Annotated in this window: 18 protein-coding genes; 11 read left to right on the top strand and 7 right to left on the bottom strand. The window is 67.2% G+C overall.

Annotation, left to right across the window (positions count from 1 at the left end; all coding sequences use genetic code 11):
• Window positions 1–275 precede the first annotated feature (275 nt).
• On the top strand, window positions 276–911 hold the full coding sequence (locus tag OHB26_RS29475) for a helix-turn-helix transcriptional regulator (protein ID WP_442942741.1): 636 nt from the start codon (window positions 276–278) through the stop codon (window positions 909–911).
• Here the strand turns inward: OHB26_RS29475 and OHB26_RS29480 are convergent.
• Entirely contained in the window at window positions 897–1,295 is a 399-nt protein-coding gene (locus OHB26_RS29480) for a VOC family protein (RefSeq protein ID WP_330180514.1), read from the bottom strand. The genes OHB26_RS29475 and OHB26_RS29480 overlap by 15 nt on opposite strands.
• Before the next feature lie 159 nt (window positions 1,296–1,454).
• On the opposite strand from OHB26_RS29480, the gene OHB26_RS29485 reads away from it, so the two are divergent.
• On the top strand, window positions 1,455–2,324 hold the full coding sequence (locus OHB26_RS29485; RefSeq protein WP_330180515.1) for a hypothetical protein: 870 nt from the start codon (window positions 1,455–1,457) through the stop codon (window positions 2,322–2,324).
• An 11-nt stretch (window positions 2,325–2,335) separates the two neighbouring features.
• On the opposite strand, the gene OHB26_RS29490 is transcribed toward OHB26_RS29485, so the two are convergent.
• Entirely contained in the window at window positions 2,336–3,145 is an 810-nt protein-coding gene (locus OHB26_RS29490) for a hypothetical protein (RefSeq protein WP_330180516.1), read from the bottom strand.
• 122 nt (window positions 3,146–3,267) lie between these two features.
• On the opposite strand from OHB26_RS29490, the gene OHB26_RS29495 reads away from it, so the two are divergent.
• Complete coding sequence (locus tag OHB26_RS29495; protein WP_330180517.1) at window positions 3,268–3,990, top strand: hypothetical protein; 723 nt, start codon at window positions 3,268–3,270, stop codon at window positions 3,988–3,990.
• Between the two features lie 38 nt (window positions 3,991–4,028).
• Here OHB26_RS29495 and OHB26_RS29500 read toward each other — a convergent pair whose 3' ends face one another.
• Complete coding sequence (locus OHB26_RS29500; RefSeq protein ID WP_330180518.1) at window positions 4,029–4,856, bottom strand: DUF3097 domain-containing protein; 828 nt, start codon at window positions 4,854–4,856, stop codon at window positions 4,029–4,031.
• 128 nt (window positions 4,857–4,984) lie between these two features.
• Between OHB26_RS29500 and OHB26_RS29505 the strand changes: the two genes are divergently transcribed.
• Together OHB26_RS29505 and OHB26_RS29510 are read left to right on the top strand one after the other, a co-directional pair.
• Window positions 4,985–5,416 (top strand): NfeD family protein, encoded by a 432-nt coding sequence (locus OHB26_RS29505; RefSeq protein WP_330180519.1) that lies wholly within the window; start codon window positions 4,985–4,987, stop codon window positions 5,414–5,416.
• The gene (locus OHB26_RS29510) at window positions 5,417–6,694 is read left to right on the top strand and encodes an SPFH domain-containing protein (RefSeq protein WP_330180520.1); all 1,278 of its coding nucleotides are present in this window, start codon (window positions 5,417–5,419) and stop codon (window positions 6,692–6,694) included.
• A gap of 19 nt (window positions 6,695–6,713) precedes the next feature.
• On the opposite strand, the gene OHB26_RS29515 is transcribed toward OHB26_RS29510, so the two are convergent.
• The 4 genes from OHB26_RS29515 to OHB26_RS29530 all read right to left on the bottom strand — a co-directional run bounded on the left by OHB26_RS29515 (window position 6,714) and on the right by OHB26_RS29530 (window position 10,278).
• Window positions 6,714–8,807, bottom strand: coding sequence for a phosphocholine-specific phospholipase C (locus OHB26_RS29515; RefSeq protein ID WP_330180521.1), 2,094 nt, complete (start codon window positions 8,805–8,807; stop codon window positions 6,714–6,716).
• 407 nt (window positions 8,808–9,214) lie between these two features.
• On the bottom strand, window positions 9,215–9,487 hold the full coding sequence (locus tag OHB26_RS39770) for a hypothetical protein (protein ID WP_442942742.1): 273 nt from the start codon (window positions 9,485–9,487) through the stop codon (window positions 9,215–9,217).
• A 142-nt stretch (window positions 9,488–9,629) separates the two neighbouring features.
• Entirely contained in the window at window positions 9,630–9,791 is a 162-nt protein-coding gene (locus OHB26_RS29525) for a hypothetical protein (protein WP_330180522.1), read from the bottom strand.
• 4 nt (window positions 9,792–9,795) lie between these two features.
• Window positions 9,796–10,278, bottom strand: a complete 483-nt coding sequence (locus tag OHB26_RS29530) for a helix-turn-helix domain-containing protein (protein WP_330180523.1) — start codon at window positions 10,276–10,278, stop codon at window positions 9,796–9,798.
• Between the two features lie 442 nt (window positions 10,279–10,720).
• Here OHB26_RS29530 and OHB26_RS29535 point away from each other — a divergent pair, with 442 nt between their 5' ends.
• The 6 genes from OHB26_RS29535 (at window position 10,721) to OHB26_RS29560 (ending at window position 19,985) form a co-directional block, all read left to right on the top strand.
• On the top strand, window positions 10,721–11,050 hold the full coding sequence (locus OHB26_RS29535; RefSeq protein WP_067568731.1) for a transglycosylase family protein: 330 nt from the start codon (window positions 10,721–10,723) through the stop codon (window positions 11,048–11,050).
• A gap of 598 nt (window positions 11,051–11,648) precedes the next feature.
• Complete coding sequence (locus OHB26_RS29540; protein ID WP_330180524.1) at window positions 11,649–12,599, top strand: pyridoxamine 5'-phosphate oxidase family protein; 951 nt, start codon at window positions 11,649–11,651, stop codon at window positions 12,597–12,599.
• 154 nt (window positions 12,600–12,753) lie between these two features.
• Entirely contained in the window at window positions 12,754–14,046 is a 1,293-nt protein-coding gene (locus tag OHB26_RS29545) for an ABC transporter substrate-binding protein (RefSeq protein ID WP_330180525.1), read from the top strand.
• Window positions 14,047–14,053: 7 nt separating this feature from the next.
• Window positions 14,054–15,880, top strand: coding sequence for a hypothetical protein (locus OHB26_RS29550; RefSeq protein WP_330180526.1), 1,827 nt, complete (start codon window positions 14,054–14,056; stop codon window positions 15,878–15,880).
• On the top strand, window positions 15,877–17,895 hold the full coding sequence (locus tag OHB26_RS29555) for a tetratricopeptide repeat protein (RefSeq protein ID WP_330180527.1): 2,019 nt from the start codon (window positions 15,877–15,879) through the stop codon (window positions 17,893–17,895). The genes OHB26_RS29550 and OHB26_RS29555 overlap by 4 nt, the downstream gene beginning before the upstream one ends.
• 227 nt (window positions 17,896–18,122) lie before the next feature.
• The gene (locus OHB26_RS29560) at window positions 18,123–19,985 is read left to right on the top strand and encodes an alpha/beta hydrolase (protein ID WP_330180528.1); all 1,863 of its coding nucleotides are present in this window, start codon (window positions 18,123–18,125) and stop codon (window positions 19,983–19,985) included.
• The last annotated feature ends 24 nt before the right edge of the window (window positions 19,986–20,009 follow it).

Raw genomic sequence — 20,009 nt, forward strand, 5'->3', positions numbered from 1 at the left:
GGTGCCGGTCATATGGACATCACCGTGTGGAAGCCGGGCCGGCCTGATCGAGTCGTCCGCAAGCACTGATGAATACCCCACCGCGACGGCAGACCATGCAAGATTGCAGCGAGTGCAATTGGGCGCGGGATGCATTCACGCACGATGTGCCGAACGGGGTGTGTTTCAACGGTTCTCATCTCGACCGACCAGGGGATTCGCCGGATATCCATGCGCCCCAGGGCTATCGGGAACGCCCATCCATCATCCCGGGCGCGAGCGTCTGGATCCTCGATATGTCGGTCGACACCGGAACGCCGGTCCTGCCCGACGGTTGTATGGACCTGCTCTGGATCAACGGCAAGCTTTCGGTCGCGGGCCCCGACACCCACGCGTACCACCCACCGGCCGGTTTCCCGGCGCGGATCGCGGGCATTCGCTTTCCTCCCGGAGCGGCCCCCGCCCTCCTCGGCATCCCCGCCGACGAACTCCGCAACAGCCGACCGGGTTTGGCGGACCTCTGGTCCCGCTCGGAGTCTCGCCATGCCACCCAACTCTTCGAATCCGCGTCATTTCCCACGCGCGGCCTCGAAGCGATTGCCCAGTGGCGAGCATCCTCCACCGACCCCGCTGACCCGATCCTCACCCGTATCGTGACGGAACTCCAGTCCGGCACAACCACGGTCGCGGCCCTCGCCGCAGATCTGGAGTTGGGCCCCCGCCGCCTGCATCGCCTCTCGCTGGCGGCCTTCGGCTACGGCCCCAAAACCCTGGCCCGCATCCTTCGCATGCAACGAGCTCTGGCCCTGGCCCGCGCCGGCATCCCACCCGCCGAGGTAGCCGCCCGCACCGGCTATGCCGACCAGCCGCATTTCTCCCGCGAAATCCGAGATTTCGCGGGAATCCCGCTATCCGAACTACTGCGCGGGTAACTCGAGCGCCGCGAACAAATCCACCCCATTTCCATCGGGATCGAGCACGGTCGCATACCGCTGCCCCCAAAACGCATCGAACGGCTTCAATTCCCCGCGATACCCGGCCCCCACCAACTCCTCATATTTCGCGTCAACCTCGGCGGCCGATTCACACCGGCAGGCCAACCCCATTCGCCCCGTCCCGCCACGCCATTCGGGATGGAACGACCGAATCGTCTCCTCGGTATCCAACAGCAGCCGAACCCCGTCCCCGAGTGAAGCCTCCACATGCGGCTCCTTCTCCGCCCCCGCCCCGATCTCCACCCCGAGCCGCCGATAAAACCCCACGGCGGCGCCCATATCCGAAACAACAATCCCGACCGCGTCAATCTGAAATGTCATACCCGAACCGTAAGCCCGCCCACCTACCCGAGTCTTGAACAAATCGGACACCGGCATGTCCGTGGAGTGTCGTCAGCGTGCCGTCCAACTCGCCGGACAAACCGCACCGAATCCCAAGCGGTCGAACATGTGTGCGATTTGAGCTGTAGCTTCACCCTCATGGTCAATTCGCCGCACGAGGTGATGCATCGCATCTTTCAAGAAGATCCCGGAGTGTTCGCACGAGCCTTCCGAGTGCTCGGCCTACCGATCCCCGATCCGGTCTCGGTGGCCCTGCTGTCGACGGACCTGACCGAGCATAAACCTCTGGAACGCCGGGCCGACACGGTTCTGAAGATCGATACCGCGTCCGAAGGCAGCTACCTACTCGTGGTCGAATCCCAAAGTCGCCGCGACGAGGACAAGCCCTACTCGTGGACCTACTACCTGGCATATCTTCAGGCGAAGTATCGACTGCCGTGCACTCTGCTGGTGGTCTGTCAGGACTTCGACACCGCTTTGTGGGCGGACCGGAACTTCATCATGGGTCCGCGAATCTGGGCCGTGTTGACCCTACGGCCCATGGTGTTGGGTCCGCATAACGTGCCGGTTGTGAACAATCTGGCGGTAGCGACGCACGACATTCCGCTGGCCGCCTTTTCGGCCGTCACCCATGCCCGGAGTGCTGAGATCGGTGTGATACTGGGTACGTTGGCAGAGGCGTTGAAGACCGTTGACGAGGACACCGCCACGGTGTTCGCGGAACTCACCGAACTTGGGTTGGGTGTATCACCCGCCGCCGAAATTTGGAGGAATCTGATGGCTGTGGATCTTTCATTCTTTCGCTCCGAGACTTCGCAGCGGCTTCGGGCCGAAGGGCGTGCCGAGGCCAAGGCGGAGGCTGTCATAGGTGTTCTGCGAAAGCGTGAGATCAAGGTGCCGCAGGATGTGATCGATCGAGTTGCCGGTTGTTCGGATACCAATGTGCTCGAAACCTGGTTCGACCGGGCCTTCGAGGTGACGAAGGCCGCGGATATCTTCGGGGAGTGAGGGTTTCGTGCCTAGCCGCGGGCGTGGACCGCGGCCAAGCGGGCGGAGCGGATGGCGTTCCAGAGGGGGCGGAGCAGGGATTCCTGGGCGGCTATGGCGGTGGCGGAGGTGGGGGCCGAGGCGGGGGCTCGTTCGGCGACGGTGAGGATGGCCGCGACCTGGTCGGCGGTGTCGAGGATGCGGCGGGCGCGCAGGGGGAGGGAGTCGGGGTATCGGTGCTGGGAGAGGGCTTCGAGTTCGTCTTCGATGAGGTCGCGGGGGCTGGGGCCGGTGGGGTCCACCTGGGTGGTGTGGAGTTGTTGGAGGGCGTCGGCGGCGTCGCGGACCGCCTGGCGCATGGCGTATTCGGCTTCGCCGAGGGGCATATCGGGTTCGATGGCGAAGGGGATGGCGGTGGCGTAGACGCGCCACTGGAGGGTTTCGTCGTCGGTCCAGACCGGGACCAAGCCGGTGCCGTCGCTGCCGGGAGCGCCGATGAACAGGCCCTCGCCCGCTTCGGTTGCGGCGGCGGCGAATTCGGTGCCGACGGGGACGCCGCGAACATCGCCGGGGATGGGGAGCACCAGGCGCAATTGGGCGGCGGGACCGGTGAAGGCTTCCCGAATGAGTTTGAGTAGCACCATGATTCCGGCCCCGGTGGGTTCCTCGGATTCGTCGGCGGCCCACGGAAGTCCGGTGTGGCCGCCGGTGACGGGATCTCCGGCCGCGACGGTTTGGCGGGGCGCCCAGGCGCGCAGTGCATCCAGCACATCGTCGGGGGCGCTGCGACCGGCCAGCCAGGAGCTGGCCCAGACCGTCAGCGTGGCGCTCGGCGTACTCATGATTTAAAGAATAGCTGGCGAGCAACTATGGGCTGGATCGGAAATCGATCAACCGTTCGACGGCGTGATCACGTCCGGTTCGGGAGAATGGGTCCGGTGCTCGACGATCGAAGGCCGGGGAGATGAACGATTCCATGGTGCTCGGCCTGCTCTCCTCCCTCTTCGGCGGATTGTGCGTGGCCCTGGTCACCTATCTGACCACGCGTAAGCGCACCGCCGCCGAAACCCGCAAGCTCGAAGCGGATACCGAACGGGTGCGCATCGAGACCACGAAGGTATTCCTGGAGACCAAGGCGCTGCCCGGTTTCGCCTCCTCCGAAGGGCGTCTGCTCACGGGATGGGTACTGAGCGAAAGCGATCCGGGCAAGTACGAGATCGGCATCGACCGCACCGTGCGCGGCCGCCACAGCCCCGCCGGGTACCTGCGCTCGCGTCCGAACGCGGGCGGTTTCGGCACCCTCATGCAGATGGTCAAGGCAGAGCAGTACCGCGGCAAGCGCATTCAGCTCTCCGGCAATATCAAAACCACCGCCCCCGACACCTCCGCCGTCGGCCTGTGGATCCGCGTCAACGGCCGCAAGGGTGAGATCCTGCGCTTCGACAGTATGGAGAACCGCCGCATCCACGGCACCACCCGCTGGACCCAGCACCACGTCGTCTCAGACGTTCCCGAAGCCGCCCACTACATAGCCTTCGGCCTCCTGCTCGAGGGGCCGGGCGAGGCCCGCATCAGCGATATGGACCTGGACCTGGTGGGCTCCGATATCGCCGCCACCGCCACCGAACTCCTCAATGCCGACGAATTCCCCGACCGCCCGGTGAATCTCGACTTCAATATCGACTGACCGGCCCCATTACACACGAGTGAGCAACGGCCGCAGGGTTACTCGGGTTCGGTGACGAAGTCGATGAGGCGCTCCACCGCGCCGATGAGATGCGGTTCGAGGTCCCTGTAGGAGTTGACGGCGTTGTAGACGCGCCGCCAACCCTCCTGCGGGGTGCCCCAGTTCAGGCGACGGCAGATGCCGGTCTTCCAGTCCTCACCGCGCGGAACCTCCGGCCACGCCGCGATACCCAGCACCGAGGGCCGAACCGCTTGCCAGACATCGATGTACGGGTGGCCGGTGACCATGACGTGGGGGCCGAGTCCGGTGGTCAGGCCGGTCTCCTTGGAACCGGTGACCAGGTGGTCGACCAGGACGCCGACTCGGCTGCCGGGGCCGGGCCGGAATTCGGTCAGCCGCGCGGCCAAATGGTCCAGGCCCTCGAGTTGTTCGACCACGACGCCTTCGATGCGCAGGTCATGCCCCCACACCCGCTCGACGATCGCCGCGTCGTGCACGCCTTCGACCCAGATTCGACTGGCTCGCGCGACGCGGGCGCGCGCGCCTTCGACGCGGGTGGAACCGGAGGCCGAGCGCGTGGGTTGTTTGGGTGCGGTGGCGGTGGGCCGGATCAGGGTGACGGGTTGTCCGTCGATCAGGAAGGCCGCCTCGCGCAGTGCGAACAATCGCACCCGCCCGCGCCCGTCCTCGAGTTTGACGAAGTCGCCATCGTAGCTGCGGTCGAAACCGACTACGGCACCGCAGAATCCGCTGGCGGCGTCCTCGGCGACCAGGTCGCGCTCGGCGATCACCTTCGGTATCTCGCGCTTTCGCGTCCGCGCATGTCCGGAGAAGATGTCGCCGCCATAGTTGTCACGCCCGTTCACCGCATCGAAGGTACCGGCTGATCCGGGAAACGCCCCGCTCCGACGCGCGTTTTCGGGGCGGGTACCGATTCGGGGGTCGGCGCGGGCGATCTTGCACAGTGTTCGGCGCGAACGATTACTGTGGTGTGGTGGCCGCAATCGTTTGGCTGGTCGCGGGGATACTCCTCGCGGCGGCGGAGATGCTCACAGGTGATCTCACGCTGCTCATGCTGGGCAGCGCCGCGGTGATCACCGCGGGCGTGAGTGGTCTGGCCGATACCTCGCTGGTGGTGGACGCGGTGGTGTTCGGTGTCACCGCCATCGCCCTGCTGCTACTGGTTCGCCCACTTCTGTTGCGCCGCTACTCGATTCCACCTTCGACGCCCACCGGCGTGGACGCGCTCCCCGGTAAGACGGCGCGCGTACTGGAGGCGATCGACGAACATGGTGGCCGGGTGAAGCTCGATGGTGAAGTGTGGAGCGCGCGGGCCTTCGATCCGGATGAGCGGTATCCGGAGGGTTCGACCGTCTACATCATGAGGATCGACGGCGCCCACGTCGTCGTGTGGAAGGGGCCTTAGATGGCTGTACTCATAGTCGCTCTCGTTCTGGTCCTGTTGGTGGTGGTGGTCGTCTTCAAGTCGGTGGCGCTGGTGCCACAGGCGGAGGCCGCCGTCATCGAACGTCTGGGGCGCTATTCGCGCACCGTCTCCGGGCAGCTGACCTTCCTGGTGCCCTTCGCCGACCGTATTCGCGCCAAGGTGGATCTGCGCGAGCGGGTGGTGTCGTTCCCACCGCAGCCGGTGATCACCCAGGACAACCTGACCGTGCAGATCGACTCGGTGGTGTATTTCCAGGTCACCAGTCCGCAGGCCGCGGTCTACGAGATCAGCAATTACATTGCCGCCGTAGAGCAATTGACCATCACCACGCTGCGCAATGTGGTCGGCGGTATGACCCTCGAGGAGACGCTGACCTCCCGCGATCAGATCAACCATCAGCTGCGCGGTGTTCTGGACGAGGCGACCGGCCGCTGGGGTCTGCGGGTTTCGCGCGTGGAGCTCAAGGCCATCGATCCGCCGCCGTCGATTCAGGAGTCGATGGAGAAGCAGATGAAGGCGGACCGCGAGAAGCGCGCCATCATCCTCACCGCCGAGGGGCAGCGCGAGGCGTCGATCAAGACCGCCGAGGGCCAGAAGCAGGCGTCGATTCTCTCCGCCGAAGGTTCCAAGCAGGCCGCCATCCTTTCCGCGGAGGGTGAGCGGCAATCCCGCATCCTGCGCGCGCAGGGTGAGCGCGCCGCCGCGTATCTGCAGGCGCAAGGCCAAGCCAAGGCGATCGAAAAGGTCTTCGCCGCCATCAAGAACGGCAAGCCGACCCCCGAATTGCTGGCCTACCAGTACATGCAAACCCTGCCGCAGGTCGCCAAGGGCGATGCCAACAAGGTGTGGCTGGTGCCCAGCGACTTCGGCAAGGCCCTCGAGGGTTTCGCCCGCAACTTCGCGAAAGAGGGCGAGGACGGCACCTTCCGGTATGAACCCGCCACCGATAGCGGGCCCACCGAACGTCCCGAGGACGACGCCGACGAGGTCGCCGACTGGTTCAATACCGCCACCGACCCGGCTGCCGAACGTGCGGTCCGTGCCGCCGAGGCCGATGCCCGCGCACCGGTCGAATCGACCGCCCTGCCCCCGACGGCCCGCCCTCGCGCGGAAACCCAACCGCCGCAACAGCGTGCGGTACCCCAGCCGCCGGAACAACAGCAGCTCCCACCGGATCCACAGCAGCATCGCCAGGATCCGCCCGGTGATCAGCGCTGGCAGCAGCCACCGCCGCCCGGACGTCCACTGGGCCGCTAGTTCCGCGAATCGAGGACGGTCAGTCCGAGCTCACGCCCGGCTTACCGTCCTCGATCCGTCCGGTGACGCGACGGCGGAACTCCGCATCGCCGACCGCGGTGATCTCCAGGTCGTACCAGCCGTCACGGGTGGGCCATTCCAGGCGCTGTTCGCTGCCCGCCGCGAGTTCGACGCGGCGCGGATCGCCGCCACCGCGGCGCGGGGTGATGGTCAAAACGGCAACGCGCCCACCCTGATTGGCGAGCGTGAGGACAACGGCCGATCGAGCGCCGGGTTCGGTACCGACCCGCACCCCGGCCGCCACCCCCGTGGTGTCGCCGCGCAGTTCATGCCAGAACCGATTCGGCCCCTGTACGACGAGATCGTATTTCCCGGTGACCGCGAACTGCACCGTCGTCTTGCCGTCGACGTCGTAGTGCCGCGGATCGCCGGTGACCCCCGCGAACGGGTAGATCGTGAAATGCGCTGAGGCCCTACCGGTATTGATGAGCGTCACCGACAGCGCCGACCCGTCCACCGTGCTCGAGACCGCGGGTTGATAGGGGAGTGGCCGCGCCTTGCGCGTGCCCGGCTCCTGTATCGGAAGCGATTGTGATTCGGGCGGTTCGGCCTTCCACCGGTCGACCGCGGCGGGGATCGGCCCGGGCGTGCTCAATCGCCGCCGTTTCCCCTTGGCGGAGAAGTCGAAGACCGAGGTCATATCGCCGCAGACGGTGCGCCGCCAGGAGCTGATATTCGGCTCCCCGACCCCGGTCCACAGCTCCAGGAAGCGCAGCACCGAGGTGTGGTCGAAGACCTCGGAGGAGACGAATCCGCCCATGGTCCAGGGTGATATGACCGTCATCGGCACCCGCACGCCGAGTCCGATCGCCTGCCCGTCATACCAGTCGTCCCCATTGCCGGAGGAGGGTCGCGGTGGTACCGGCGACGGCACATGATCGAAGTAGCCGTCGTTCTCGTCGAAGGTCAGGAAGATCGCCGTCTTGGACCAGGTGTCGATATCGGAGCCGATGATATCGAGCAGTTTGTAGATGAAGTCGGCACTGCCCACCGGTGTGGACTCCGACGGATGCTCGGAGTAACGGGCGGGTGGCACCAGCCAGCTCACCGCCGGAAGCCGGTCCGCCGCAATGTCATCGGCGAACCGCCGCAGCAGACTGTCGGGTTCCCCGCGATACATGGCACGGTCGAAGAGGCTGCGCTCGGCGTGGGAGAGCTTGTCCCGCCCCGCCTTCAACTGGTTCAGCAGCCGCTGCTGATCCGCGAGCGGCCGCCCCGCGAGGGATTCGTAGAACTTCTCGGTGGTCTGATATCGCCCGTCCACCTCGGCGAGCACCTTATGCCCGATGTGCTTGAACGGCAGGAAGTATTCGACCGGATTGTCGGTGAAGTTGTCCCACTCCTGATAGATCTGCCACGACACCCCCGCCGCCTCCAGGCGTTCGGGATAGGTCCGCCAGTCGTATCCGCGATGCCGGGCGTCATAGGCGGCATTGTCGACCGCGCGTTTGCGGCACCACGGCTCGAATCCCGTTGTGCCGGTGAAGAAGTAATTGCGATTGGGATTGGTCCCGCCGAACATCGAACAGTGGTAGGCGTCGCAGATGGTGAAGGTGTCGGCGAGTTCGTACTGCAGCGGCAGATCGCGGCGCTCGTAGTAGGTCATGGTGGCCGGGGATTTGGCCTCGATCCACCGATCCCACCACCCGTGCCCCCACGCCTTGGTGCTGCCCTTCCATTCGTGATCGAGGCTGTCCAGATACTGGATATCGCTGTCCGGCCGTCCCGCGTGCGCCGCCGCCACACGCGCCGAGAACGGCAGCACCGCACCCCCGGGTCCGCCCGGTTGCCGGAACGCGTTGTCACCGTTGCGCAATCGTAGCGGGGTCTCATCACCGAACCCGCGAACGCCCGCGAGCGATCCGTAGTAGTGGTCGAATGACCGGTTCTCCTGCATGAGCAGGACCACATGCTCGATGGCATCCAATCCGCCCGACCGCACGGGCGCCGCCATGGCTCGGTGCAGCGAAGACGGCAGTAGCGACCCTGCCGCCGCGCCCGCCGCAATGGTCGCTGCCGAGCCGAGCAGCCGCCTGCGGGAGACGTTGACCATATGTCGAAGTAGAGCAGCCGGACCGGAACTCCGGGTGATCGCCGAATGATCGCCGGATGAAAGCAAATAGGGCAAAGGTGGCCGTAGGTGGTCGAGTGCGTGCCGCAGATGTGCCGCGCATGAACGGCATGCGACGTACCCGCGCGCGGCACACGCCCGGCACAGGCCGAGGGCCCTCGACAGGGTGTGGTCGAAGGCCCTCGGCATAGGTTCGGAGCGTATCAGCCGGTTACCCCGGCGAAGCGTTCTCCGGAGATGGCGCGCGAGGGCTCTCCGTCCACACCCACCGGAACATCCCCTTCGAGGGTGGTGCGGTACAGCACCCGGGTGACATCGAGATGGTTCAGATCGCTGGGCGCGAGCTGCGCGGTGGCGCGGTTGTCCCAGAACGCGAGACTGCCTTTCTCTCAGCGGAATCGGGCCGTGTACGCCGGATCCGACAGCTCCGCGTAGAGCCGCTCCAGGAGTTCGTCGCTGGTGGTATCGCCCTCCCAATGCGGCGAGATCTTGTTGAAGTAGCCGAGATCCGCCGCGAGTTCGAATGGCGTCACCTGCCCGGTCTGACCCTGGTAGCGCACAACGGTTCTCCCGTCGGCGGTCGTGGCCGGTTCGGACTTACCGTAGCCGGTGAGTACTCCCACCGCGCTGGTAATGGCGAATGTGGCCGCGAGGATTCGCAATTCCCGTGACGATCGAAAAGGAGAGCCCATAGTGATTCTTTCGATGAATGCGTTTGTCGGAACGCGTATTCAGGAATGACCGGTTGATCAAGGAGTACGGTGTCGGGACGGTCCGGGTAACCGGCATGTCGCGATGTGGAAATCAGTGTGATTCTAATTCGGCGACGAAATCCGTTGCCGCGCCATCGGTTTGGAACAGCAGTGCGATCCGGTCCGCGATGATTCGCATGGCGGGCAGGATATTTCGGACAAGGTCGGCATCGAGCCGGGCCGAGCGCGCCTGCGCCGCGAGTGCGCCGCGCACCCGCTTATCGGCTCCGGCAATGGGTACCGCGATCGCGCGAATCGGGTCGTCGGTCGGAACGAGTTCGGCCGCGCCGGTCGGCGGCGGTCGCCCGGCACCTGATTGGGGCAGGGAACACCGCTGGCCTGGCCTGGAACACCGTGACGGCGTCCCGGTCCCGCGCCACGCTCACGCTCACGGTGATGCGAATCCCGGCCGTCAGCGCGTACAGCCGCGGTGCCGCGGACTCGATGCCCAGGCGGTCCAGGCCGCGCCGCGCCAGCGACGCCGGACCGTGACCGATCCGGTAACGGTCGGTGGTGTCGTCCTGTTCGAGTAGCCGTCCGCGGACGAGTGCCCGGGCGGGCCGGTGCACGGTGCTCACCGGTGGGTCGGCCAGCTGCGCCAGCTTGCTCACCGACAGTTCGGGATCGCCTTCGAAGCAGCTCAGCACCTGGATTGCCGGATCGACGGCATGGACGCCGGAGCGTGGTTCCGCGGTGGCCATGGCTCTGACCGGCGGCAACGGTTGCGCGCAGCCGGATCGCCTTCACCGGAAACGCACCGGAAGAGCGTGCCGGAGGTGTCGCGCAGAAGTTCTGCATCGCTGAAATTCGATATGTATTACGCGACTCGGATCACTATTTTCCAGTGGCGTCCATCACATTATCGGCCTTGAATTCGAAGAATGTAATTCACCATTCGTCCGGTGCTGTCTGCGCAAACTCGAGGAGTGCGGCCGTCGCCAATTTGTCAACCGCCCGTGATCGCGCCGTGATTAGTTGTGATTGTTCCGTTACCGTCGTTCACGGCTCGAATCAACGAGTCCGAAATCGAACCGCCGAACACCGGCAACCCCGTCCCGCGGTTCGAACGAAACCGACATCCCTGGGGACGGGGACCCGCAGCCGAGAGCGCGGGCCGGCAGGGCGCAGGCAGGGAATCCTTCTATGACTCGCAAGTTCAGCACCCGCATGCTCGTCGCCACCGCCGCCACCGGCATTCTGGCCGCCGTTCCGTTCGCGCTGACCACCGCGACCGCCTCCGCCGCCTCGGGCGACTGGGACGCCGTGGCGCAGTGCGAGAGCAGTGGCAACTGGGCCGCCAACACCGGTAACGGCTTCTACGGCGGTCTGCAGTTCACCCAGAGCACCTGGAACGCCTACGGTGGCCAGGGTAACGCCGCCAACGCCAGCCGCGAGGAGCAGATCCGCGTGGCCGAGAACGTGCTCGCCGGCCAGGGCCGCGGCGCGTGGCCGCACTGCGGCGCCTACCTGTAAGGCACCGCTTGCCGCCGGGTGACCGGCGGATATACCTGACGATGGCCCCGGATCAGTGTCGATCCGGGGCCATCCTCGTTCCCTCCGAGGCTAGCGGTGGGCGTCGTAGATCGCCTGTGCCAGTTCGGATTTGAGCGCCTGGAACTCCGGGGTCGCGGTCACCCGCAGGTCACGCACCTGATCCGCGTCGTCATCGGTCACATTCGACACCGGGGCCAAGACCGTCCGGTCCGATCCTGTCCCGTCGCAACCCAGCCGAACAGATCCACGATCACCGGGTTTCGAAAGCGGGCGGTGCTGGATTTCGCGCGGCCCCATCCGGGTGACGCTGAGCCGCGCGGCAACACCGGTGAGGAAACGGGATCGGTAGGGTGGCGACGCCCGATCGAGTACGGGATAGTTCGCGGGCGGGGCGTACCCGGGCTGACAGTGGGGCTTGACGGCCGCCGGTCCTTGGGGATCATTTCTCGGTGGCCGAGAACCCGGCTGGTGGACGCAGGTCTGCCCCGGGCACGCTGGTTGTACACGGCCGCAGTCCGTTTCGCGGCGTTGTACGGACATGACCCGGCGCGCGCGATGACGTCATAGGCTCGCGAAGATGACTGTTGTGACCTGGCCCGACGAGGTGGACGACATTCTCGGCGGCGATCTGACCTGCGCACTGGCCTACCTCACACCCGCGGGTGGCACGGTCGTCTCGGCCGTCGCACCGATCGGTCTGCGCGACCGTGCGAAGGGCACCGTCGGCTTCACCACCTCCCTCGGATTCGGGCGCAAACTCGAGCGCATCAAGCGCGATCCGCGAGTGGCGCTGGCCTACCACGCCCGCAAGCACGGTCTCGGTGATCTCGGCAATCAGCGGTATGTGCTGGTACAGGGCACGGCGACCTTCGAGGTGAGCCCGGACAGCGCCATGCTCGAGGAGATCGGTGAGCGGGTCGTCCCGTTCATGGGTCCGCCCCGACGGGGCCGGTTCTGGGACAGCTGGCTGAGCGCCTACTACCGGGACCGCATCCTCGTTACGGTCGCGGTGCATCGCATCGTGGTGTGGCCGGACCTCGATACCGAGGGTGTGCCTGAGGTTTTCGGTGAACCGCTACCGGTCGGCGCCGTCTCCTCGCAGCAGCCGCCCGCTCAGGGCGCCGCCCCACGTGTCGATGTTCCCAAGGCCGCCGCGAACGCCGAGCGCCTCGCGCACTGCCTGCTGGGCTTTGCTCAGGCGGACGGCTTTCCCGCGATCGTGCCCGTTCGCCCGACCGGCTCCGGTCCCGAGGGGCTGCACCTCGACATTCCGGCCGGTGCCCCCGCGGGCGGCCGCCGAGCGGGCCTGCTCTCGCACGACTACCGCCCGAAGCTGATCGGCCTGGAATCCCGTCAGCACACCGGCTGGCTCGAATCCGCCGGAACGACAGGCACTTACGCCCCGCACACCAGCTCCGGATTCGCCGCCCCGGCGAACAAGACGGTGCTCCTGCTCGCCAATGGCTTCCTGGCCAGGCGCGGTCTGAAGCGGGCGAAACAGGAGGGGCTGCTCGAAGCCCTGCGCTGATCGAACCCGGCAATCAGGGCCGACCGCCGCAGTGCGGCAAGGGTTCTCGATATCGCGCGATTCGATCAAGTCGCGGCCGTGATCCGGAACCGGCGGTATCGTTCTACCTGCTCGTCGGTGAAGCCGAAGCGCGGCCCGGGGCGGGCGGGGTGGTATGGCGACTCGGAGAGCGGTCCTGCGGGCCGGTGCGGTGCTACCGCTGGCCGCCGCCTGCGCTCCCGAGGGCTTCGGTTCCCGGTCCGATGCGGTGCGGATCGCGGTCTCCTGGGGCGGCTCGGAGCTGGAGGCATTCGAAAGTGTGCTGGACGCACTGAGATTCGACCATCCGACCGAGGTCATCCCGCTCGGCGACGATATCGGCACGGTCTTCGGTGCGGGTCGATCCGCACCGGATATCGTCATGCTGCCACAGGCCGGTCAGGTGCGAAATCTCGCCGAGGACGGGCGACTGCGGGCCTTGGACGACGGCCTCTGGAGCGCCACCGCCCAGTACGCCGACGGCTGGCGGACCCTGCTGAGGATCGCCACGGCGGGGGACCGGCTGTACGGGCTGCCATTCAAAATGGCGTGCAAATCACTCATTTGGTATGACCGGGAACGCCTGCGGCGATTCGGACTGCCCGATCCCGAGACCTGGCCCATTCGCGATTGGCCCGGGCGGATGGACGCACTGGCCGACTCGGGTATGAGCCTGCTCGCCCTGGGCGCGGCCGACGGCTGGGTGCTGACCGACTTCTTCGAGAATGTGCTGTGGGCCGAGTATCCCGAAGCCTATGACCGGATGGCCGATCCGCCGCTGTGGCTCGACCCGCAGGGCCGCCCGCCCGCCGATATCGGCTCGGCCCTGCGCGATCTGGCGGCGGTCTGGGGACACCGGCACGCCTTTCCGGGCGATATCGGCAAGACCCTGACCCGTCAGTTCCCCGATGCCATTCGTGATGTGTTCCAGCATCATTCGGCCATCATGGTGGTGGCGCCGGACTTCGCGGAGCCGATCGTGCGCGACTGCGTCCCGGGTACCGACCTGGAGCAAAAGGTCGGCGTCGCGGCGTTTCCGAGCGGGGGCGGGGCCGAGGCCGCGCCGGTGATCGCCGGAGGTGATGTCATGGTGGTGACCAGATCGGCGAAAGACAGTGCGGTACAGCTGGTATCGCTGCTGACCCAACCTGAGGCACCCCTGCCGTGGATCACCCGGTACGGGGGCTTCGTGGCCGCGAATCAGCGCACCCCACAGGTGTATTCGCCACTCATCGCACCGGTAGCCACGCGTTTCGAGCACTGGACCGCCTTCGATATGGGCGATCGAATCGGCTCCGATGGTGGACGGTTCGAACTGTGGCGAATCCTCACCGAATTCCTGACCGAGCTCGACACCGCCGGTATCGACGCGGCCGTACGCCACACCACCGCCGCCATCGATGAGCTGCAACGACGGCGGATCGACTGAGTTGCCCATGGACGCACTGCATTCGCACGGTCTGGACCTGGAACTGGTACCCCGCAGGCTCTCGGGCCCGCTGGTCCCCGGCCGCCATCCCCGCAAATGGATAGGTGCGGCGATTCTCGTTCCGGCGCTCGGTCTGATCGCGGTCTTCGTGGTACTGCCGGCGCTGTGCACGCTGTGGCTCGCCGCCGTCGCCCGGCCCGGACTCACGGTGGGTTGTGCGATTCTCGTGCTGGCCACGCTCCCGCTTGCCGCGGCGCGCGGGCTGATCGCCCGTTTCCCTCGGCCCGCAACACCATTGCGGATCGGCGCTTCGATCTGGACCGTTCTGATCGCGGCCGTGGGGCTGAGTCTGATCGTGCACGGCCTCACCCCCGACGGATTGCGGGCGTATGTGATCACCATCGGCTGGGTGGTGTACGCGGCCCTGCTGGTGCTGCTGGCCCTGCGACTGGCCTGGTCCACCCGCCGCTTCCGCTGGACCTGGCGGCCACTGATCCTGCCCTTCGGCATCTCGGCCTTCACCGCGGGTATCGCCGTGCGGCTGCTCTTCGATCGGATCACCGCCGATCGCGAACTCGGCGGTGTCGTGGCCTACCGCATCGCCTTCGTGGTGATGTTGCTGCTGGCCTTCGGCTGGACCTGGCTCGGCCTGCTCACCGGGTTGTTCCGCGCCGCACTGCTGGCCATCGACGCCGATCCGGTGCGCGCCGGGCAACTCCACGACGAGACCGAGCCGCACTTCGTGATTCGCCTGCTGCGGCTCATGCAGCCGGTGTGGCTGGTCGCGTTCCTGGTGGTCGGGGTGGCGGCGGCGCGGGTGTTCGATGCGGTGCTCGCGGCGGTGCCGAGGTCCATGCAGTATCAGATCGATACCGCGACCGTGTACTGGTGGCGCACCTCGGCGGCGTGCGGACCGTGGTGCGGTGCGGCCGCGGCCTATGCGCTACCGCTGGCGGTGGTGACCGGGTCGGCGGCGGTATGGGCGCAGGCCGGTATGCGCGGACATCGGATGAGTTGGTCCGCCGCCATCGCACGTCTGCCCGAAACCGGCAGGGAGCGAACAGGTGTCGGGCAAGCGGTGATCGTCGCGGTGCTGAGCGCCGTCGCACTCGTTCCCATCGGCATGCTGGTGTGGCAGGCGCTGGGGAGTTCGGGTCGCCCGGTGAGTACGGAGCTCCGCGAGATCCTGCATGACCGCGCGCTCTGGAATGCCCTGGCCACCACCGCGGAGGTCGCGGTGCTGGCCACCCTGATCGTGCTGCTCGTCGCGGTACAGGTGGCGCATCGGCTGGCAGCGGTGCGCGCCGGTCTCGGTGCGCGAATCGTGGTGCCCGGCTTGGCGATTCTCACTGTACTGCCCGCGCAGATGTACCTCGGACCACTGCATGACGCGATCAATGCCTGGGGTTTCGCCGGAACCCGGGTACCCCTGATCTTCACGCACGCCGCGGCGGGATTGCCCATCTCCATTCTGATTCTGCGTGGTGCGTTGCTCGCGCCCGCCTACACCCCGGCCGCCGACGCGCTCTACGGTCTGGCTCCGCCGCGCGTCGTCGCCGGGCGGGTGTTGCGCGCGGTGCGTCCGGCCCTCGGTGCGGTCGCGGTCTTGGAGTTCGTTCAGGTGTGGAACGACTTCTTCATCGGACTGCTGATCAGCGGTGCGGGCGCGAGCCCCTGGTCACTGCTGCTGTGGGGCGACACCCGCCAATTCGAGCAGAACTCGGCGCAATTGGCGGCGGGGGCGCTGGTCTCGGCCATTGTGCCGGTGACGCTCCTGCTGCTGTTCTGGCGGCGCTGGCTGGTGCCCGGACTCACCGGGGGAGCGGTGCGATGAGTCCCTCCGGCGATGCCGACGTCAACGTCATATCTACCCCGAAATCCGGTGTGCTACAGCGCATTCTGGGTGGCGCCATGGTCGCCGGCTCGGGTCTGATCGGTGAGCTGACTCGGGTCTCGATCACCGATGCCTTCAAAGCCAATGTCGTGGTGACCCTGTTCTCGAGCGCGCTGGGCTGGGTGGTCATGCCGCTGTTCGTGATCGGCGGATTGATCACCGTATTCCGGGCCACCGCGGAGATCTCGGGCCAGCGGCGGGTGGCGCCGCCGGAGCTGCCCGAACCGGGCGGTCCCTGGCCCGCACCCGTGGAGCCGGTCTCGGACGCGGCCCTGGACGGCTATCGGGAAGCCGCCGTCCTGCGCGAACTACCGGTGCGTGACTGTGAGATCGGCGTACTGCTCGAGGTGCTCGGTGCGATGGCGACCGCGCGAGCGCGCCTGCCTCTCGGAACATCCGCGCCCGCGCATGAAACCGAAACCGCCACCGCGCTACTCGCCGAGCTGACGCGTCGCGGCGTGCTCGTCACGCTCACCCCGGGCAGATGCCGTATCGCCGCCGTGCCGCACCTGCCCGGTGTCGCCGTGGTGCGCGCGCTACCGGAGTGGCGTGCGGCCTGCCACGAGCTCCTGCGCGGCCGCGCCGAAGCTGCGACGGGATGGGCTGCGGCACTGGATGATCCGGCGGATTCCGCGACCGCCCAGCGCTGGTTCCGAGCCGAGGAGCCCCGGCTGCGCGCGTTATTGGAGCGGTCGGCGGATATGCCCGAGCTGATCCGGGTACGGGTGGCGATCCCGCGATTGGCGGCACTCGCCGATGCCCTGGACCTGTGGTACGCGCGAATCGGCAAGGGGGAGAACGACACCGGAATGGCGACCGTCATGGACCGGATCGTCTCGGCGCCACGGCGCGGTGCTCCGGGGCGCAGGCGGTGGGCCGCGACTCTGGTGCGATGGACGCGATCCCGTTGGGGGCGGTTGCGGTCCTGGTGGGGCACGCCTGGGCGCTGGACGGCGATTCCCACCCGCTGGGCGCGGGCTAGCGGGCGATGGCTGGCGGTTCCCGCGAGGTGGGCGCGGGTTTCGGTGCGGTGGTTGGCGATCCGAGCGGGATGGGCGGGGGCTTTCGGGCGGGGGGCGGCGATGCTGGGCGCCACGGCGCGGGCGGTCCGGCGCGGGGTATCCACCCGGTGGCGGCGGCTGCCGTTTCCGGGGCGGGGTAGTCGGGCGTCGGGCAGGTTCCCCGGAATCGGTGAGCTCGCCCGAATTCGCGCGGATCCGAATTACACTCCGCCGCAGCATATTCGCCCGCGATCGTTGCTGACGAACCTGCGCGCTCGTGCCGGACACCGTTGGGCTCTGGCCGAACTGGAATCCGCCACACCGCAATTGGATCGGATCGCCACCGCGCTCGAGGCCGCCTGGTGGCGATTGCCGCGCGAGGACGTGGCGGGGGAGGTGTGCGCGCTGCTGAATCTGGCGCTGGTACATCTACGCCAGGGGCGCCTCGACGCTGCGCGTGATCGACTCGAACTCGCCGAAACCCTGGCCGCCGACGACCGCGATCCGGCCGGGCTGGCGCATGTGCACGAGGTGTTCGGTGTGCTCGACTGGGCCGTCGGCGCACCCGGACGGGCACTGCGCTCCTGGCAAGCGGCGCTGAGCGAGTGGCGCGATCTCGGCGATCGGCTGGGCATCGCCCGCTGTCTGCAACATCTGGGCTCGGCGGCCGTACTCGATCCCGAACTCGGCGCGAGACTCCTCGATCCCGCCGCGGATGTCCGCCCGGACGAGGTACTGCGTCAAGCCACCGGATGGCTGGCGCATGCGCGCGAGCTGAACCCGAGCTCGCTGTTCGCACAGACCTATTCGGATCGGGCCGCCGCCACCTTGCGTACGGCCCCGGGGTCGATGCGCCGAGGCGTCCGCCCACTCCGCCGCGTCGATCGCTGGCCGCTGCGCCCGAACGAGATGGACGCATCCGCCGATACGTCGAGCGACGCGGCTTCCGCCTAGCCCTCTCCTATCGGGCTGCGTGGCATCAAGTCGCCTCGTCATCCCGGCGTGCTTTGGCCCGGATCCACACAGGTTATGAATCAACAGGTTTCGATGATCCCGGCCGAACCCGCGCCGCGCTGACGGGGGCGGCCTCACATATCGAAGCTCGGCGGGAACCGTGATTCGGAGCACGTCACCGCTCATGCCCGTGGGTTGCCGGTCGCCCGAGATGAGAAGGTTGGCCAATGGAAAGTGCCGAATCCCCGGGGAGTACCGAGCGGTCGGACGCGGATCCCGCACGTCCGGAGCCCGCGCCCGCACCGGAGTCGGCGTCCGCGGTCGCGCCGGTGGAGGAGCGCGAGTTGGCGGCGGGGGCGGTATCCGAGCCCGAGCCGGAGTCGACGCCGGTGGATGAGCGCACCCCACCCGTCACGATTCTCGGGTTGGATTTCGTGGGATTGGTATTCGCGCTGGGCTTCTTCGCCTGGAGCCTGAGCCCGTCACTCTTACCGCGAGACTGGATATTTCAGGGCATCGTCACCGGCATCACCAGCGTCACGGGTTACGGCGTCGGTGTGGCGCTGGCGTATCCGGTGCGGCGCTGGGTGGCTCCCAGATTCTCGTGGTGGCGCATGCGGTATCGCGTGGAGTTGGCGGCGGAGATCATCGTGGCCGTGCTCGCGGTCTCCACGGTGATCAGCACGCTGCTGGCGGCCGCGAACTGGCAGCGCGATGTCGATGCGCTGATGGGTATGCCCCCGACCGTCGGAATCGGCTATCTGCGTACCGGTTTGATAATCCTGGCCATCTTCACCCTCATTCTGCTGATCGCGCGTGGCCTGCGGCGGGCGGCCGGCGCGCTGGCGAATGTGCTCTCCGCGCGGCTGCGAGTTCCGATGCCGGTCGCCCATGTGCTCGCGCCGATCACGGTCGCGGTACTGCTGGTGGTCTTCGTCGACAAGGTGCTGCTGGCCGGTAGCTCCGATGCCGCGCGAGTGGTCTTCGCCGGGCAGAACAACGGCACCGAACACGGTGTCCTGCAACCCGTTCAGCCCGAGCGCTCGGGCAGCCCCGCCTCGCCCGCGCGCTGGGACACCCTGGGATTGCAGGGCCGTACCTTCGTCGCGGGCGGTATCGGCTCCCCTCGGCTATCCGCGATCAATGGCGCGCCCGCGCGCGAGCCGATCCGGGTCTATGCCGGACTGGAGTCGGCCCCGGATCTCGCGGCCCGGGTGCGATTGATCATCGAGGAGCTCGATCGCACCCGGGCCTGGGATCGCAAGGTGCTGGTCGTGGCGGGCACCACCGGCACCGGCTGGGTGAATCCGGCGGCCGCGCAATCGCTCGAGCTGATGTACAACGGCGACTCCGCGATTGCCGCACTCCAGTATTCGTATCTACCCAGCTGGATCTCATTCCTGGTCGATCGCTCCGCCGCCGCGTCCGCGGGCGCCGCGCTCCTCGACGGTATTCGCCAGCACTGGGCGCGATTGCCCGCGGACCATCGCCCGCGGCTGATCGTCTACGGCGAGAGCCTCGGATCGCAATCGGCGGAGAGCGCCTTCGATTCGCTGCCCGATCTGCGCCGCCAGGTGGACGGCGCGCTGTTCGTCGGCCCGCCGAACTCCAACCGCATGTGGCGTGAGATCGAGGACCGCCGCGACCCCGGCACCCACGAGGTCCTGCCCTCCTACGCCGGTGGTCTCATCGTGAGATTCGCGGCGGGGAAACAGGATCTCGGGATCCCCGGACCGGATTCGCCGAACTCGGCTACCGACCCCTGGAGCGATCCGCGCGTCCTCTACCTCCAGCACGCCTCCGATCCGGTCGTCTGGTGGAACCCCAATCTGCTGTTCACCCGCCCGAATTGGCTCACCGAGCCCCCGGGTCGCGATCGCACACCCTCCATGCGCTGGTTCCCGATCATCACCTTCTGGCAGGTGAGCGCGGATCTCGTGCGCGCCCAGTCACCGCCGTCCGGCCACGGTCACAACTATGAGGACCTGCTTCCGGAGGCCTGGGCGGCGGTCGCCGCGCCCCCGAATTGGACTGCGGCGGATACCGATCGCGTTGCCCGCGCATTGACAATCCTGCGCGAGGAGAAGTGAGCGGATACCGAGTGCGGGAGACGA

The organism is Nocardia sp. NBC_01503 (genome assembly GCF_036327755.1).
Lineage (GTDB): Bacteria > Actinomycetota > Actinomycetes > Mycobacteriales > Mycobacteriaceae > Nocardia.

Bases quoted from the DNA above. Each gene is read 5' to 3' on its own strand.
- OHB26_RS29475 (WP_442942741.1), top strand. From the start codon at position 276: ATGTCGGTCGACACCGGAACGCCGGTCCTGCCCGACGGTTGTATGGAC.
- OHB26_RS29480 (WP_330180514.1), bottom strand. From the start codon at position 1,295: ATGACATTTCAGATTGACGCGGTCGGGATTGTTGTTTCGGATATGGGC.
- OHB26_RS29485 (WP_330180515.1), top strand. From the start codon at position 1,455: ATGGTCAATTCGCCGCACGAGGTGATGCATCGCATCTTTCAAGAAGAT.
- OHB26_RS29490 (WP_330180516.1), bottom strand. From the start codon at position 3,145: ATGAGTACGCCGAGCGCCACGCTGACGGTCTGGGCCAGCTCCTGGCTG.
- OHB26_RS29495 (WP_330180517.1), top strand. From the start codon at position 3,268: ATGAACGATTCCATGGTGCTCGGCCTGCTCTCCTCCCTCTTCGGCGGA.
- OHB26_RS29510 (WP_330180520.1), top strand. From the start codon at position 5,417: ATGGCTGTACTCATAGTCGCTCTCGTTCTGGTCCTGTTGGTGGTGGTG.
- OHB26_RS29515 (WP_330180521.1), bottom strand. From the start codon at position 8,807: ATGGTCAACGTCTCCCGCAGGCGGCTGCTCGGCTCGGCAGCGACCATT.
- OHB26_RS29530 (WP_330180523.1), bottom strand. From the start codon at position 10,278: ATGGCCACCGCGGAACCACGCTCCGGCGTCCATGCCGTCGATCCGGCA.
- OHB26_RS29535 (WP_067568731.1), top strand. From the start codon at position 10,721: ATGACTCGCAAGTTCAGCACCCGCATGCTCGTCGCCACCGCCGCCACC.
- OHB26_RS29540 (WP_330180524.1), top strand. From the start codon at position 11,649: ATGACTGTTGTGACCTGGCCCGACGAGGTGGACGACATTCTCGGCGGC.
- OHB26_RS29545 (WP_330180525.1), top strand. From the start codon at position 12,754: ATGGCGACTCGGAGAGCGGTCCTGCGGGCCGGTGCGGTGCTACCGCTG.
- OHB26_RS29550 (WP_330180526.1), top strand. From the start codon at position 14,054: ATGGACGCACTGCATTCGCACGGTCTGGACCTGGAACTGGTACCCCGC.
- OHB26_RS29555 (WP_330180527.1), top strand. From the start codon at position 15,877: ATGAGTCCCTCCGGCGATGCCGACGTCAACGTCATATCTACCCCGAAA.
- OHB26_RS29560 (WP_330180528.1), top strand. From the start codon at position 18,123: ATGGAAAGTGCCGAATCCCCGGGGAGTACCGAGCGGTCGGACGCGGAT.